Origin of the sequence: Actinokineospora auranticolor (assembly GCF_002934265.1) — a bacterium.
Lineage (GTDB): Bacteria > Actinomycetota > Actinomycetes > Mycobacteriales > Pseudonocardiaceae > Actinokineospora > Actinokineospora auranticolor.
On record NZ_PTIX01000024.1, the window covers coordinates 80,327 to 96,571 of the forward strand.

Annotated in this window: 11 protein-coding genes; 6 read left to right on the forward strand and 5 right to left on the reverse strand. The window is 71.5% G+C overall.

The annotated features are described in order from the left end of the window. Nucleotides 1-239 precede the first annotated feature (239 nt). The 3 genes from CLV40_RS30385 to purN all read left to right on the forward strand — a co-directional run bounded on the left by CLV40_RS30385 (nucleotide 240) and on the right by purN (nucleotide 4,562). Nucleotides 240-1,553, forward strand: coding sequence for a caspase family protein (locus CLV40_RS30385; RefSeq protein WP_146108303.1), 1,314 nt, complete (start codon nucleotides 240-242; stop codon nucleotides 1,551-1,553). Between the two features lie 336 nt (nucleotides 1,554-1,889). Further along, the gene (locus tag CLV40_RS30390; RefSeq protein WP_104482446.1) at nucleotides 1,890-3,827 is read left to right on the forward strand and encodes a hypothetical protein; all 1,938 of its coding nucleotides are present in this window, start codon (nucleotides 1,890-1,892) and stop codon (nucleotides 3,825-3,827) included. Between the two features lie 120 nt (nucleotides 3,828-3,947). Beyond that, nucleotides 3,948-4,562, forward strand: coding sequence for a phosphoribosylglycinamide formyltransferase (gene purN / locus CLV40_RS30395; RefSeq protein WP_219824153.1), 615 nt, complete (start codon nucleotides 3,948-3,950; stop codon nucleotides 4,560-4,562). A gap of 254 nt (nucleotides 4,563-4,816) precedes the next feature. Here purN and CLV40_RS30400 read toward each other — a convergent pair whose 3' ends face one another. The 3 genes from CLV40_RS30400 to CLV40_RS30415 form a co-directional block, all read right to left on the reverse strand. After that, on the reverse strand, nucleotides 4,817-5,077 hold the full coding sequence (locus tag CLV40_RS30400; RefSeq protein WP_104482447.1) for a hypothetical protein: 261 nt from the start codon (nucleotides 5,075-5,077) through the stop codon (nucleotides 4,817-4,819). Nucleotides 5,078-5,388: 311 nt separating this feature from the next. Then, a complete protein-coding gene (locus tag CLV40_RS30410) occupies nucleotides 5,389-6,669 on the reverse strand; it encodes a cytochrome P450 family protein (RefSeq protein WP_104482449.1) in 1,281 nt (426 codons plus the stop codon). Between the two features lie 325 nt (nucleotides 6,670-6,994). Then, nucleotides 6,995-8,194 carry a cytochrome P450 gene (locus CLV40_RS30415; RefSeq protein ID WP_104482450.1) on the reverse strand — a complete coding sequence of 400 codons (1,200 nt, stop codon included), beginning with the start codon at nucleotides 8,192-8,194 and terminating at the stop codon, nucleotides 6,995-6,997. Between the two features lie 137 nt (nucleotides 8,195-8,331). Between CLV40_RS30415 and CLV40_RS30420 the strand changes: the two genes are divergently transcribed. Continuing rightward, nucleotides 8,332-11,451, forward strand: a complete 3,120-nt coding sequence (locus CLV40_RS30420) for an ATP-binding protein (protein WP_104482451.1) — start codon at nucleotides 8,332-8,334, stop codon at nucleotides 11,449-11,451. Here CLV40_RS30420 and CLV40_RS30425 read toward each other — a convergent pair. Both CLV40_RS30425 and CLV40_RS30430 read right to left on the reverse strand, forming a co-directional pair. Next, nucleotides 11,435-12,187, reverse strand: a complete 753-nt coding sequence (locus CLV40_RS30425; RefSeq protein ID WP_181043833.1) for an ABC transporter permease — start codon at nucleotides 12,185-12,187, stop codon at nucleotides 11,435-11,437. The two genes, CLV40_RS30420 and CLV40_RS30425, sit on opposite strands and share 17 nt — an antisense overlap. Next, nucleotides 12,184-13,143, reverse strand: a complete 960-nt coding sequence (locus CLV40_RS30430) for an ATP-binding cassette domain-containing protein (protein WP_104482452.1) — start codon at nucleotides 13,141-13,143, stop codon at nucleotides 12,184-12,186. Before CLV40_RS30430 ends, CLV40_RS30425 begins: the two co-directional genes overlap by 4 nt. Nucleotides 13,144-13,325: 182 nt before the next feature. On the opposite strand from CLV40_RS30430, the gene CLV40_RS30435 reads away from it, so the two are divergent. Continuing rightward, on the forward strand, nucleotides 13,326-13,940 hold the full coding sequence (locus CLV40_RS30435) for a hypothetical protein (protein ID WP_104482453.1): 615 nt from the start codon (nucleotides 13,326-13,328) through the stop codon (nucleotides 13,938-13,940). 471 nt (nucleotides 13,941-14,411) lie between these two features. Then, nucleotides 14,412-15,968, forward strand: a complete 1,557-nt coding sequence (locus CLV40_RS30440; RefSeq protein ID WP_104482454.1) for a M4 family metallopeptidase — start codon at nucleotides 14,412-14,414, stop codon at nucleotides 15,966-15,968. The last annotated feature ends 277 nt before the right edge of the window (nucleotides 15,969-16,245 follow it).

The window sequence follows — 16,245 nt, forward strand, 5'->3', positions numbered from 1 at the left end:
CGTGCGCGGGCCCTGGCTGGGACGAACTGCTCGGTAGGCGCGTGGTCGGCTGGTCGGTCGGCGCGGTGATCACCGCGCAGGCAGCGGGATCGCTTGGCACGCCCACCGGTCCTCGAAAATCACCTCACTGGTCAGCCTTCACAACAGCACGATCACCACATTGCCCAACTGCAGGCACACCCGCACAGCCGAGGGGCGGCCCGGGGAGCAGGCGGACCGAGCGGGTGTAACGCGGAGTAGTGATCACCCGACTTCCCGTTCGCCTGGTCGGAGTGGAGGGGCTGGTGCGCGCAATGTCTTCCCGTGCTGTTCTGATCGGGGTTTCGTCCTACCACGACGAAAGGTTGCCCGGTATCCCGGTTGTGCCGCGGTGCCTGAACGACCTGGCCCGGGTCTTCGCCGACCTGGCTCCGTCCGTGTTGCTCGACCAGCCTGATCTGTCGGCGCTCAGTGCCGGGCTCACGGCGGCGATGGCCGGGGTCGAGGACGTGTTGCTGGTGTACTACATCGGCCACGGGATCGTTGGGCGCAAACATGAGCTGTACCTCGGTATGCCCGGTACCGACTTCGACCACCCGGTGTTCGGGTCGTTGCCTTATGAGGCCCTGCGGGAGCGGGTGTTGGACAGTCCGGCCGCGACGAAGATCGTGATTTTGGACTGTTGCTTTTCCGGTCGCGCGCTCGGTGAGCCGCTGGCCGATCCGGCCGGTGCGGTTGTGGGGCAGCTCGCCATCGATGGGACCTACCTGTTGACCTCCACCGAGAGCAACCGGGTGTCGCTGATCCTCCCCGGGGAGTCGCATACGGCGTTCACCGGGCGGTTGTTGCGGATTCTCGACAGCGGTATCCCCGCGGCGGGCGACTACCTGACCATTGACGAGGTCTACCGCCAGTTGTTGGCTTCCATGATCAGCGAGGGGCTTCCCCGGCCGCAAAAACGCGGTACCCGCACCGCGGACCGCTATCCCATCGCGCTCAACCGGGCTGCCACCGCCGATACGGTTGAGGCCCTTCGCGATCGGTTGACCGGGGCCTTGGCCCATGCCCGTGCCGCTGGTTGGCCCGCCGCGGTGAGCGACCTCCAGGACATCTACACGCGGCAGTCCCGCCTCTTGGCCGCCGGGGACCTGGAGTTGCTGCGCACCCGCGCGCACCTGCTCTTCGCCCAAGCCGCCACCGGTGACCGCGAGGAGTACGGCGGTCTCATCAACGACCTCAGCAGCGTCCAGCAAGGTGTCCTCGGCGAGTACAAGCACCCGGATCTGCTGATCACCTACCTCTACATGTCCGTCTGCCTCGCCACGGTCGAAGACGGCCGCGACGAAGCTGTCCAACTCCTCCACGTCACCGTCCCCGCCTTCCGCCGCCTGTACGGCTACGGCACACCCCCCCACCAACCGCGCCCACCACATCCTGGCCCGCTGCCTCGCGCTCACGCCCGACGAGGACGGCGCCAACCTCCAAGAAGCGATCAGCCTGCTCGAGGAAGTGGTGGACATCCGCGCCGCCACCCTCTCCTCCACCGACCCCCTGCTCGTCCAAACCCGGGATGACCTGAAAGCCCTGGAGGCCGCCGAGTCGGCCACCACCCAGCCCACGTTCACCAGCGACCTCTGGGCCATCTCGTGAACGGCCGCCCGGCCGGGATCACGTCCTGACCGGCGCGACCGCGGCGGAAGCCGCACGGGAATCGCACTGGCGGACCACGTCCACATGAGACAGCATGTCCCCTGGGTTTACTGGGACTGAGGGGAAACATGCGAACTTCACGTGCGCTCGGTCGCGCCTTGCGACTGGGTGTTGCCACGCTGTGCGCGGTGGCCGGGACCGCGGTGGTGACAAATCCGGCACAAGCGACGAATCCACGGCAGCCCACGCTGGGCGGTCTGGTGCCCATCGGTTGGCTCAGCACCGACTCCCGGACGCCGCGATCGGCGATCACCACCGGGGACGCGCGGGTGGGCGCCTGGCTGGACGAGCAGGGGCGCAAGCACCTGAGCAAGTCCTACTTCGCCTTCGACATCTCGAACTTCCGCACCGCGACGGTGTTCTCGGCGCGGGCGGTGTTCCCGGAGGTGGCGGCGAACGACTGCGCCAAGCGGCGGCAGACCGAGGTGTGGGAGCTCGTCCCGCACGACCACACCACCAGTTGGGCGGACCAGCCGCAGGAGCTCAACATCCTGCCGTCGGTCAAGAACACCCAGTGCCTGGCCTCGATCACCTACGACGCCACCGACGCGGTCAAGCGGGCGATCCGCCGCGGGGACAAGACGATCACCCTCGCGGTGCGCATCGCCGAGGACCAGCAGGGGAACGTCGCGTTCGGGCGGACCTACAGCTCGTGGCGGCAGTCGGTGGGCGTGGAGTACAACACGCCGCCGAACACGCCGACCGGGCTCGGGTTGCAGCAGACCTACCCGGCCGCGTGCCCGGACTACGTCTCCGGGTCCGCGGTGACCTTCACCGCGTCCACTTCGGACCCGGACGGACACCAGGGGTACCGGGCGGCCCGGTGGGCGTTCTGGCCGGTCGACCGGCCCGCCCAACGGGTCGAGCAGGTGTACGAGGGGTCCGGGACGGTCCTCGGCACCGTGCCGCAGGGACTGCTGGTGTCCGGGACGAGACTGGCCGTGGCGGTCCGCGACGAGGACGGCTACACGGCGTCGGCGTGGACCGCACCGTGCGTGTTCACCTACGACAACCAGGCGCCCGCCGTGGCGCCCGGGGTGAGTTCCACCGTCTACCCCGAGGGGGCGGACTGGTCGGGTGGCGAGAACGTCCCCGGCGAGTTCGTCTTCACCGCGGGCGGGGTCGACGACGTCGTGTCGTACCAGTACGAGGGTTCGGGCGTCCGGGGCTCCGTGGCCGCCAACGGTCTCGGCGGGTCGGCGACGATCACCGTCACGCCGGAGTTCTGGGGCTTCCAGTACCTGGACGTGACCGGCGTCGACCGGGCAGGCAACCGCTCGCCCACGCGCCACTACACGTACATGGTGCGGCCGACCTCGCCGACGTTCGAGAACCGGGGCGTGAAGGCGGGTGAGCCGACCACGTTCACCCTGACGGCCCGGCAGCCGGGTGCGGTGTCCGCGACCTACCGCCTGGAGAACGGGCCCGAGACCACCGTGCCGCTGGACGCGAACGGCACCGCCCCGATGACGGTGACCGTGCCGACCCTGCAGCCGGTGCTCCGCGAACTCGTGGTGTGGACCACCGACGCGAGTGGGCACCGGTCGCGCACCATCCGGTCGACGCTGTTCGTGGACCAGGCGTTGCCCCAGGTCGAGGTGACCCCGGTCGACGCCGAGGCGGGGGCGGAGCGCGTGATCGGCTTCACCGCGGCCCGTGCGGACGTGGTGTCGTTCAGCTACCGGGTCAAGTCGTCGTTCCCCTATGACGAGTTCGTGGCGGTTCCGGCGGTGGACGGCAAGGCCACCGCCAAGGTGACCCCCGCGTTCGGGGGCTACTACGAGGTCGAGGCGTACAGCACGCTCGCCTCGGGTGAGCGGACCGGTGCCACGACGACCCAGTTCTACGTCACGTCGCCCGCGCCCACGGTGACCAGCGCGGAGTACCCGGAGAACGCCACGTCGGGTGCTCCCGGTCAGCCGGGCGCGTTCCGGATGTCCCTGCCCGGGGCGATGGACTTCGTGATCGTGTTCGAGGGCCGGTACTACTACCCCCAGGCCGACGCCGACGGCGCGGCGACGGTGGAGCTGACCCCGACCAACCCCGGCCCCACGTCGGTGTCGGTGACGGCGATGCTCGCGACGTGGGAGCAGTCACCCACGAAGGAGTACGCGTTCACGGTGGGCAACGGGTCGTAGCGCCCGGTTGTCCCGGGGGTGGCCTTCCCTTGTGGGAGGCCACCCCTTTCGCGTTGGTGGCGCTGAACTCCTGAGCCGGCGATCGCGCGGGACCGGCCTTGGTACCTTGACGGCGGTCGGATGGGTATCTGGAGAGGCATGGTCGTGGCGCAACTCGGTGTGGCTGTTCTGGTGTCCCACGGGGGATCCAACTTTCGGGCGCTCCACGAGGCGTCGCTGGTGCCCGGGGCCGGGTTCGCGGTTTCCTTCGCGGTCAGCAACAACAGCGGTTCCCAGGCGCTCGCCTACGCGCGCGAGCGGGGAATCCCGAGCAGGCACTTGTCGTCGCGCACGCACGGCTCGGTGGACGAGTTGGACGCGGTTCTGTTGGGGGAGTTGACGGATCGCGGGGTCGGGTTGGTGGTGACGGCCGGGTACATGAAGAAGGTCGGGCCGCGGACGTTGGCGGCGTACGAGGGGCGGATCATCAACGTGCACCCTTCCCTGCTGCCGCGCCACGGGGGGCAGGGGATGTACGGGATGGCCGTCCACGAGGCGGTGCTCGCGTCCGGGGACCAGGTCACCGGGCCGTCCGTCCACCACGTGACGGCCGAGTACGACACGGGGCCGGTGATCGCGCGGCAGGAGGTGCCGGTGCTGCCCGACGACACCGCCGAGAGCCTGGCGGCGCGGGTGTTGGCGGCCGAGCACCGGCTGCTGCCGGAGGTCGTCGCGCGCATCGCCCGAGGGGACTGAGCTTCGGCGGCCGACCGTGTTCACCTGCCGGGGTCGCGCAGGATCCGGCGTTCCCGCGCCACGGTGCGGTCGTCGACCCCGAGCTTGGTGAAGACCCGCACGAGGTGGGTTTCACCGTGGCCTCGCCGATTCCCGGGCCGCGGGCGATCCGCGAGTTGGTCGAGCCGCGCGCACCAGGGCGAGGACCGCGATCTCGCGTGCGATCAGGCGGTCCGGCGCGGGGCGCGCATGCGGGTCACCAGCCGCCCGGTGAGCTAGGTCAGGGCGCGTTCCCGACCGCCGAGCCCGACGGCGTCGATCACCTCGTCCGGGTCGCGCGAATCAGGGTGGTAGGTCGAGAAGTGCCGCAGGACCTCCTGGACGGTCAGGTCGGCGTGGTCCCCGGACTCCCGCAGCACGATGCCGGCGCGACCGCGCCAGGCCAGGTCTGCACCGAGGACCGAGACCGCACCGGAGTCGCGGTCGCGGCGCCCTTCGAGGATCTCGGTTGTCGTCGCCTTCCCTGTCGTCGGCATTCGTGGGCGAGGGCGGGAGCCTTCGGTTCGGCGCGGACTTCCACATCGCGGGTGGGGCCGGTGAGCGCGCGGGCCGAGGTCGCGATGGTCGACGCGGCGAGGGGGTTCGCCGTTGGTCGGGTTAGCTTCGTGGTGGAGTCGTCGGTGTTGTCTGGGGCGTTGTTGGCCGCGGTGGCCGAGGGTGGGGCTCGGGTGGTGGCGACCCGGATGTCACGGCGGTCGAGGCGGCTGCGGTCAGGGCGATCGGGATGAGTCCTGAGTAGACAAAAGGCCCGCGCATCCGGTGGATGCGCGGGCCCGGTTCAAGACAGTCAGGACAGGCGGACCGGGAGGGACTTGAGGCCGCGGATGGTGGTGCTGTGGGCCCAGCGGAGGTCGCTGGGGTCTACCGCGAGGGTGATGTCCGGGAAGCGGGTCAGGAGGGCGCGTAGGGCGACTTCGCCTTCCATGCGGGCCAAGGGGGCGCCTACGCAGTAGTGGACGCCGTGGCCGAAGGCGATGTGGCCCGCGGTGTCGCGGGTGACGTCGAGCTGGTCGGGGTCGGGGAACTTGCCCGGGTCGCGGTTGGCGGCGCACAGCGGCGCCAGCACCAGGTCGCCCGCCTCGATGGTGACCCCGGCCAGTTCGATCGGGGCCGTGGTGTGCCGCACGGTCGGCACGTTGACCGGCGACTCGAGGCGCAGGAACTCCTCGATGGCGCGGGGCATGAGACTCGGGTCGGCGGCCAGCTTCGCCAGCTGGTCGGGGGCCTGCATGAGCGCGAGCATGCCGCTGGCGATCAGGTTGACCGTGGTCTCGTGGCCCGCGAGCAGCAGCAGGAACACCATCGACACCAGTTCGCGGTCGTTGAGCCGGTCGCCGTCCTCGCTCGCCTCGATCAGCGACGTCACCAGGTCCTCGGCGGGCTCCGCGCGCTTGGCCGCGACCAGGCTCGCCATGTACTGGCCCATGTTGCTCCGCGCCTCGGCGATCACGTCCGGCGGGCTCGCGGACAGGATCGTCGAACCCCAGTCCCGGAACGCCTCCCGGTCGGTGTCGGGCACGCCCAGCAGCTCGCAGATCACCGTGATCGGCAGGGGGAACGCGAAGTCGCCGATCAGGTCGACCGTGCCGTCGCCGTCGGCGGCGCGCTGGGCCAGGTCGTCGAGGAGGGCCGCGGCGATGCCCTCGGTGCGGGGGCGCATGTGGGTGATGCCGCGCGCGGTGAACGCCTTGACCACCAGCTTGCGCAGCCGGGTGTGGGCGGGCGGGTCGGAGTTGAGCATGTGCGACGACAGCGCCGGGTCCCACTTCACCGGCGGCTTGTCGGGGTCGCGGTTGCGCTCGAACGCCTCACGGCCCGCGCCGACGTCGTTGCTCAGGTGGGTCTCGGCGAGCGCGGTGCGCACGTCGGCGTAGTGGGTGACCATCCACGCGTGCGTGCCCTGGGGCAGGCTCACCCGCTGGATCCGGCCCGCTTCGCGCAGCGCCGTGTAGGTGGCGTAGGGGTCTTGGAAGAACTGCTCGTCCAGCCGCACCGGGCACTGCGCTCCGCTTGGACTGTCCACAGTGGTCGAATCGGGCTGGCTGGTCTCGGCGTCCGGTACGGACATGGTCTCCCCCGGGGAGGCGTCGAGTGGACCGCGGTCGCGGCAGACCGTAGCCACGGGTGCCCGAAATCGCCCAATGAGACCCAGGTCACCAAACGCCGTGTTGGTCGGGGGATGACCTAGGATCGCCGACCGGTGCTCGGGCCCCGGTCCGCCACGCCGCCCGAGACCATTCCCCCACCGTGCTGAACTGCTTGAACACGAGCGTGACCGGTGGCGGGGAGGCCACACCGGACCGCACCCGCGCGGCGCCTCGGACACCGCCTTCGGAGACCGCGGCGATAGCGGTCTCCGATTAGGCGGTGACCAGGTGCTCAACGCCGCGGCCTCAGTCGGCCGTCCACGTGACCGGGAGTTCGTGGACGCCGTAGATGTTCATGTCGGCGCGCAGCCGCACGTCCTCGGCGGGGATGGCGAGGCGCAGCGTGGGGAACCGGCGGAGCAAGGCTTGGAAGCCGGTGCGCAGTTCGACGCGGGCCAGCTGCTGCCCCAGGCACTGGTGGACGCCGTGGCCGAAGGAGAGGTGCCCGCGGGCCTTGCGGTGGATGTCGAGGCCGCCGTCGAAGCGCTCGGGGTCGTGGTTGGCGGCGAGCAGGGACAGCACGACGGTGGAGCCCTTGGGGATCGTCTCCCCCGCCAGCTCCAGGTCCTCGGTGGCGTAGCGGTAGAAGATGTCGGCGATGGCGAGGTAGCGCAGGAGTTCCTCGACGGCGTTGGGCACCAGCTCCGGGTCGGCCCGCAGCTCGGCGAGCTGGTCGGGGTGTTCGAGCAACGCGAAGGTGCCCAGGGCGAGCATGTTGGCGGTGGTCTCGTGGCCGGCGAGCAGCAGCAGGAACGCGACGCCGGTCAGCTCCTCGACGGTCAGGTCCTCGTGGGCCGCCAGGTCGGACAGGATGTCGTCCTCGGGCTCCGCCCGCTTGCGGATCACCAGCTCGGCGAGGTAGCCGGTCAGCGCGCCCAGCGCGGCCATCTTCTCCGCCAGGTCCTGGTCCCGGACCAGGAACTTGGCCGAGTTGGCCTGGAAGGTCTCCCGGTCGGCGTACGGGACGCCGAGCAGCTCGCAGATCACCAGGGACGGCACCGGCAGCGCGAACTCGGCGACCAGGTCGACCGGCGGGGCCAGACCCGCCAGGTGGTCCAGCTGCCGCTCGGTGATCTCGGCGACGCGTTCCTCCAGCACCCTCATCCGCCGGACGGTGAAGGCTCCGGTCAACCGCTTGCGCAGCCGGGTGTGGTCCGGCGGGTCCATGGCGATGAAGACGCCGGGCATCGGCGGGGACGGTTCGGTGGCGGCGGGGATGCCGGGGGTCTCGTACGGCACGTGCACGACGTCGAGGTCCAGCCGCGAGCTGAACCGGGTGTCGGCCAGGACCTGGCGGGCCGCGTCGTAGCCGGTGACCAGCCAGCCGCGGTGGCCGTCGGGGAACACCAGGGGGCTGACCGGCCGGGACTCGCGCAGCCGGGTGATCGCGGGGGGCGGGTCGAACGGGCCGGCGTCGCGGGTGGTGGGCAGGCCGTGCGGGCTCATCGCGGTTCCTCTCGTGGTGGCTGTCGACGACCACGTTCGCGAATCGGGCTGACACCCGGCTGACACGACCCGGACACCGCCCGTCATGGACAACACCGCAGGTCAGCGGCCAGGGGTGGCGTGGCAAAATCCACCGGGTGCGGATCGGGCTGCTGGGGACGTTCGAGGTGCGCGCGGACGACGGCCGCCCGGTCGACGTGCCGGGCGCCCGGCTGCGGGCGCTGCTGGTCGCCCTCGCGCTCGAACCGGGGCGCGTGGTCCCGAAGACGGCGCTGGTCGACTGGATCTGGGGCGAGCGGCCACCGGCCGAGGCGGCGAACGCCCTGCAACGCCTGGTTTCCCGGCTCCGCAAGGCGCTGCCGGCGGGGTCCGTCGAGGGACACCCGAACGGCTACCTGCTGACGGTCGCGCCCGACGCCGTCGACGCCGTGCGGTTCGAACGCCTCGTCGGCCAAGCGCGGGAGGACGGCGATCCGCGACAACTGCGCGAAGCGCTCGCGCTCTGGCGCGGCGCCCCGATGCAGGACGTCGGACTCCAGGAGAGCGCCGCGTTCGACGCGGCGGTCACCCGGCTGGAGGCGCTGCGGCTGACCGCGTTGGAGGACCGGTTCGACGCCGAGGCGGCCAGCGGGCAGGCGGTCACCGAACTCACCGACCTGGTGGCCGCCCACCCGGTGCGGGAGCGGCTGGTCGCCGCGCTGATGCGGGCCCTCGTCGCGACCGGCCGTGACACCGAGGCGCTGCTCGTCTACGAGCGCACCCGGGAGGCCCTCGCCGACACGCTCGGCGTCGACCCGTCGCCCGAGCTGTCCGACCTGCACGTCGCGCTGCTGCGCGGCGAACTGGCGCGGCCGCGCGAGGAACCCCGGCGGACCAACCTGCGCGCCGAGCTGACCAGCTACGTCGGCAAGGACGACGACGTCGCCGCGGTCTCCGCGCTGATCACCGGGCACCGCCTCACCACCCTCGTCGGACCGGGCGGCAGCGGCAAGACCCGGCTCGCCACCGAGACCGCCCGCGCGCTCCTCGACGACCTGCCCGACGGCGCCCGGCTCGTCGAGCTCGCCGCCATCGGCGCCGACGGCGACCCGGACGCGAACAAGGTCGCGCAGGCGACGCTGGCCGCGCTCGGCCACCGGGACGCGCTGCTCGGCGGCGCGCCGGACGCGGAGCCGACGGAGCGGTTCGTCGCCGCGGTCCGCGACCGCGAGACGCTGCTGGTCCTGGACAACTGCGAGCACGTGATCGCCTCGGCGGCGGCCTTCGCGCACCGGGTGCTCGGCGAGTGCGGGCGGCTGCGGATCCTCGCGACCAGCCGGGAGCCGCTCGGCATCACCGGTGAGGCGCTCTGGCCGGTCGCGCCCCTGGCCCTGCCCGCGCCGACCGCCACCGCCGAGGAGATCGGGTCGTCGCCCGCCGTGCGGCTGCTGCGCGACCGGGCCGCCGCGGTGCGCACGGACCTGGGCTCGGACGCGGGGACCCTGTCCACCATGGCGCGCGTCTGCCGGGCGCTGGACGGCATGCCGCTGGCCATCGAGCTCGCCGCGGCCCGGCTGCGCACCATGACCCTCGACCAGCTCGCCGCCCGGCTCGACGACCTGTTCCGGCTGCTCACCGGCGGCAGCCGCACCGCGCTCCCCCGCCACCGGACGCTGCGCGCGGTGGTCGACTGGAGCTGGGAGCTGCTCACCGACGACGAGCGGCGGCTGCTGCGCGGGCTCTCGGTGTTCTCCGGCGGCGCGAGCCTGGAGGCCGCCGAGCACGTGCACGGCGGCGCGGACACCCTCGACCTGCTGACCGCGCTCACCGAGAAGTCGCTGCTCGTGGCGAGCGGCCACGGCGCGCCGCGCTGGCGGATGCTCGGCGTGATCAAGGAGTACGCCGCCCAGCGGCTCGCCGAGGCGGGCGAGGCGGACCGGGCCCGGCGCGCGCACCTGGCGTACTTCACCGGTCTCGCCGCGGCGGCGGACCCGCACCTGCGCCGCGCCGAGCAGCTGGAGTGGCTCGCCGGGTTGGCCGCCGAGCACGACAACATCAGCGCGGCGATGCGCGGCGCGATCGCGGCGGGCGAGGCCGACGGCGCGATGCGGCTGGCGGCGGCCGCGGGCTGGTACTGGTGGTTCGCCGGGCACAAGGCCGAGGGCAACGAGCTGGTCATGGCGGCCACCGCGGTGCCGGGCGAGGTGCCCGCCGAGGTCCGGGCGGTGGTGTACGCGTTCGTCGTGATGTTCGTGGTCTCCGGGCGCAGCGACCAGTACGAGGCGGCGGAGTGGATCCACCGGGCGTACGAGGTGAGCCGGGGCGTGCCGAGCGGGCTGCACCCGGCGGTGGGGTTCGCCGAGCCGCTGGAGCGGATGCTCGTGGCACCGGACGCGTACCTGCCCGCTTACGAACCGCTGCTGTCCGACGCGGACCCCTGGGTGCGCGCCCTGGCTCGGCTGAACCTGGGCAAGCTGCGGGGGATGCTCGGCGACGGGAGCCGGGAGGTGGACGAGCACCTGGCGGCGGCGCTGGCCGAGTTCCGCGCGATCGGCGACCGGTGGGGGATCTCGTTCGCCCTCACCGAGTTGGCGGACCGCATCGCCGCGCGCGGCGACTTCGCGGGCGCCGGCGCGCACTACGCGGACGCGATCGCCGTCGCCACCGAGGTCGGGGCGCTGGAAGACGTGGTGCGGATGTTGCCGCGTCGGGGCCAGCTGCGCTGGTTGGCGGGCGAGGAGGACGCCGCCGCCGAGGCGATGGCGCGGGCCCGGCGGCTGGCGGACCGCGTCGCCTGGCCGGAGGCGCTGGTCGAGCTGGCGCTGGTGGACGCGGAGCTGGCGCGGTGGCGCGGGGACACCGAGCGGGCGGGCGAGCAGCTGGACGCCGCGACCGCGATGCTCGGCGCGCACGCGGAGCGGGCCGGGATGCGCGCGGTGATCAACGACCAGCGCGGCTACCTAGCCGCCGACCTGGCCGCGTCCCGCGCGTACCGGGCCGCGGCGGTCGAGGCGGTGGCGGCGCGGGCCGCGGCGCCGATGGTCGCGCAGGTGCTGGTCGGCGTCGCGGATCTGGCGCTGCGCCAAGGGGAGCACGCGCAGGCGGCCCGGTTGCTGGCGGCGAGCGCGGCGGTGCGCGGCCTGCCGGACCGGTCCCAGCCGGACGTCGCGCGGATCGAGCGGGAAGCGCGGCGTCGCCTCGGTGACGCGGGGTTCACCGAGGCGACGCGGGCGGGGGCGGACTGGCGGGAGCTGGTGGCGGTCACCCTCGCTTGGTGAACTTGGCCAGCGCCCAGGCGTAGCCGACCACGCCGATCCCGACGCACCACCCGATCGCGGCGAGCGTGGACCCGGTGGACGGCGTGCCGTTGAAGAGACCGCGCACGGTCTCGATGATCGGCGTGAAGGGCTGGTACTCGGCGAACTGCCGGATGCCCGGGCCCATCTTGTCCGCCGGGATGATCGCGCTGCTGAAGAACGGCAGCATGATCAGCGGCACGGCGAAGAACCCGGCCGACTCCGGCGACTTGGCGGCGAGCCCGAACGCGATGGTCAGCCAGGTGACCGCGAGTACCGTCAGGACCAGGATCCCGACCGCGGCGAACCACTGGCCGAGGTTCGCGGACGGGCTGAACCCCATGGCGAAGGCCACGCCGACGATCGCGGCCATGCCGAGCACGGTTCGGACCACAGTGGACACCACGTGTCCGGTCAGCACCGCGGCGCGGGAGATGTTCATGACCCGGAAGCGGTTGATGATGCCCTTGGTCATGTCGGAGTTCACCGCGGTCGCGGTGCTGCCCATGCCGTAGCAGAGGGCGAGCATGACCATGCCCGGCGCGGCGTAGTCGACGTAGGCGCCACCACCGACGTCGAAGCCGTCGCCGAGGACGTAGACGAACATGAACATCATGACGATGGGGAACAGGATGGCGTTGAACAGCACGACCGGGTCGCGCAGGCTGTGCTTGGCGTTGCGGCGCAGCATGGTCAGGGAATCGGCGATGGCGCTCATGCGGTCTGGGCCTCCGTGCTCTGGTGTCCGGTGATGGCGAGGAAGACGTCGTCGAGGTCCGGCGTGTGCACGGAGAACTCCTCGACCTCGACGGCGTACTCGTCGAGGCGGTCCAGCAGGGACCGCAGGGATTTCACGCCGCCGTCGCTCGGCACGCGGAGGGTCAGCGCGTCCGGGTCCGGGGTGGCGCCGGGGAGGACCCGAGCGGCGGCGTCGAGGCGGGCGGCGTCGGCGAGGCGGAGGCGGACGTGCGTGCCGGGGACCTGGCGCTTGAGTTCGCCGGGGGTGCCCTCGGCGACCAGGCGGCCCCGGTCGAGCACCGCGACCCGGTCGGCGAGCTGGTCGGCCTCCTCCAGGTACTGGGTGGTGAGGAAGATCGTCATGCCGTCCGCGACCAGCTCGCGGACGATGTCCCACATGGTCCGCCTGCTGCGCGGGTCCAGACCGGTGGTGGGCTCGTCCAGGAAGATGATCTCCGGCCTGCCGACCAGGGTCATCGCCAGGTCCAGCTTGCGGCGCATCCCGCCGGAGTAGGTCGCGGCCTGCTTGCCCGCCGACTCCGCCAGGTCGAACCGCGCCAGCAGGTCGTCGACGACCCGCGTGCCCTCGCGCTTGCCGAGGTGGTGCAGGTCGGCCATCAGCCGGAGGTTCTCCGCGCCGGTGAGCAGGTCGTCGACGGAGGCGAACTGGCCGGTGACCCCGATCGCGGCCCGCACGGCCCTGGTCTCGGACGCGGTGTCGTACCCGGCGACGCGGGCCGAACCGGCGTCGGGGGCGAGGAGGGTGGTCAGGATGTGCACGGTGGTGGTCTTGCCCGCGCCGTTGGGGCCGAGGAGGGCGAAGACCGAACCCGCCCGGACGTCGAGGTCGACCCCGGCGAGCACGGTCTTGTGCCCCCGGGCCTTGTCCCCGTAGGCCTTCCGCAGGCCCGTGGCGGTGATCGCTGAACTCGTCATGGGAGCACTGTCACGGCCCACGCTGACACGGCCCCGCCCTCGCGCTGACACGGCTCCTGACACAGCCGTGCGCGGTGGGTACCGGCCGGTAAACGGGGTGGTCGGACGAGCGGCGGCGGGCCCGGAAGAAGGGCAAAGTCCGACAACGTCCCCGGAGCGGTTTCCGCGAACCGTTCGGCGCGGTGGGGAAGCTGTGGTTCCGCGCCGGTATCGCCGCGCCCTCGCCATTGGCCTGGTCACCGAATCGCGCCACCGCGCTGACGCTCGGGATCGTTTGCGCGTCACTGGTCGGGATCGCCGTATTCCTGGCGTCGCGCGTCACCGAGTCGGTCGCCGAGTGGCAGGCGATGTTCGCCGATCGCGCCGAGTCGGCCACCTCCGCCCACAGGTCCGTCCACGACGGGATCACGGAGGGGCGATTCCCGGTTGGGACGACTCAGAGCAGGCGGCGGCACAACGGTATCGGCGGCGTCGAAAACCGGACCATCCTGCGCGACGGCCACTACCGGACCGAGATTTCCGTATCCGCCTACGGCAACCGCCGCTATCTCGGCTGGGCGAGTGGCGGACCCCGCGCGGCGCGCGCCTGGTGTCCCGCCTCCGGTTCAACGGCCCGGAGCGCGGGCGGGCCGACCGCGCCGCGTCGGCGGCAGGTGGTCCAAGAAGCTGTCAAGGCGGTCGTCGCCGGTGTCGGGGTGCCCACGGGTTGCGGATTCCCGCAGGGGCTGCCCCCGCTCGAAGACACCCGGAGGGCACGCGGGGAATCCGATCTCCACGACTCCGGTCGGATCCGGTAGTCTCCGTGTCGGATTTGTACGAATCCGCCGAATGGGATCAATTGCCCGTACCTCGGACGCGAGTGCCGTGTTACCGGCCGGGGTCGCCGAAGTGAATGGCGCTCATCCTGTCGCGTTCCGGCCGACCGTTCCCGGCCGATTGGTGGCATATCACCGGCCGCACCCCGTTCGTACGCTTACATAACAGATTTCGCCAGTCCGGAATCCGCACCATGTTGTCCGGGGCATTTACCTGGCACTACGGCGGAATCGACGGCCGTGGCGCCGTTGCGCCGACTTGCCTGATGTTGACAAACAGCCATTCCCACCACGGATTCCGTTGACTGCCGACCGGCCGCGTCTCGATGCTTGGTCGCGCTCGGTGACGTGCGTACACCTCTGCGTCGCCAGTGTGAGCTGGCCGTAGGGGGCGGGTCGCCCACGAGGCGGCGGGCGGCACCGGGCGCGCAACCCTGCCCATGAGGAGCATGTATGAAGCGCACAACGATGACGGCCGGGGTAGCCCTCGCCGTGCTGGCCAGCGGTGTGGTCGCGTTGACCTCGTCGCCGGTGTTCGCCAGTCAGGGCCAGGAGCAGGCCCCCGACCGCCAGGCCCTCGCGGTCTCGGCCGCCGACCGCGCCGCGGTCGCCGGCCTGGACGCGCTGGCCAAGGGGCCGGACGAGGTCTACGAGCGGGGCATGGTCACGCCGTACCTCAACGACCTGTACTCGGTCAGCTACCAGCGCACCTGGCGCGGGATCCCGGTCGTCGGCGGCGACGCGACCGTGCTGGCCGACGGCCAGGGCCAGGTCCGGGCGACCGTCGCGGGCACCTCGGCGAAGGTGGCCGTCCCGTCCACCGGCGCCCGGGTGAGCAAGGCCGCCGCCGAGGCGACCGCCAAGGGCCTGCAGGGCGCGACCGCGAAGGTCGAGACCGGCAGGCTCGTCGTCAAGGTCACCGAGGACAAGCCCGCGCTCGCGTGGGAGCACCTGCTGATCGGCACGAAGAAGAACGGTGGCCCCAGCCACCTGACCGTGTGGGTCGACGCCACCACCGGCGCCGTGCTGGACAAGGTCGAGGACGCCGCCGACGGCTCGCTCAACAGCGAGTGGAACGGCAACGTCACCATCAACACCAGCGGGTCCAGCGGCAGCTACCGCATGGTCGACACCACCCGCCCGGGTCTGCAGTGCTCGGACTACAACGGCGGTGTCTTCACCAAGTCCACGGACTCCTGGGGCACGGGTAGCGCCTCGAGCAAGGAGACCGGCTGCGGCGACCTGCTCTACGCGGCGCAGCAGGAGTGGAACATGCTCAAGGACTGGATGGGCCGCAACGGCCACAACGGTTCCGGGCGCTCGTGGCCGGGCAAGGTCGGCCTGAACCAGCTCAACGCGTACTGGGACGGCTCGACCATCACCATCGGCCACAACCAGGGCAACAAGTGGATCGCGTCGATGGACGTCGTCGGCCACGAGTACGGCCACGGCCTCGACCAGAACACCCCGGGCGGCACGTCCCGCGAGGCCGGGCTGGGTGAGGGCACCGGTGACATCTTCGGCGCCCTGACCGAGGCCTACGCCAACAACCCCAAGGACAAGCCGGACTACACCGTGGGTGAGACGGTCAACCTCACCGGCTCCGGCCCGATCCGCAACATGTACAACCCGTCGCTGGTGAGCAACGACCCGAACTGCTACAGCTCCTCGATCCCCAACACCGAGGTGCACAAGGCCGCGGGCCCGCTCAACCACTGGTTCTACCTGCTCGCCGAGGGCTCCGCCCCCGGCGGCGGCAAGCCGAACAGCCCCACCTGCAACAACTCCACGGTGACCGGCGTCGGCATCAAGGACGCGGGCCGGATCTTCTACGGCGGCATGCTGCTCAAGACCAGCGGCATGACGTACAAGAAGTACCGGGTCACGACCCTGACCGCGGCCAAGAACCTGGACAAGACCTGCAACCTGTACAACAAGACCAAGGCCGCCTGGAACGCGATCTCGCTGCCCGCGCAGTCGGGTGAGCCGACCAGCTGCACGCCCGCCTGACGGGCCGCACTGACAGCTGAAAGCTGAAACCGGGTGGGGTGGGACATTGTCCCACCCCACCCGGTTCGCGTTCCCGGACACCGGCCCGCGGCGGCTGTCCACTCGGAACATCCCGGAGGGGTCCGGATTCGGGCGTGCTTGAAGCCGCCGTTCCCGCGGGTAGTCGGGTTCGAATGGGTGCCTACTACCCGAATTCCAGACCTCAGGAGAACCGGTTTCACGCGTGGACAAAAGGGTTCCGCATCCAGCGCAGTCGATTGCAATCCGCCGAAATTCC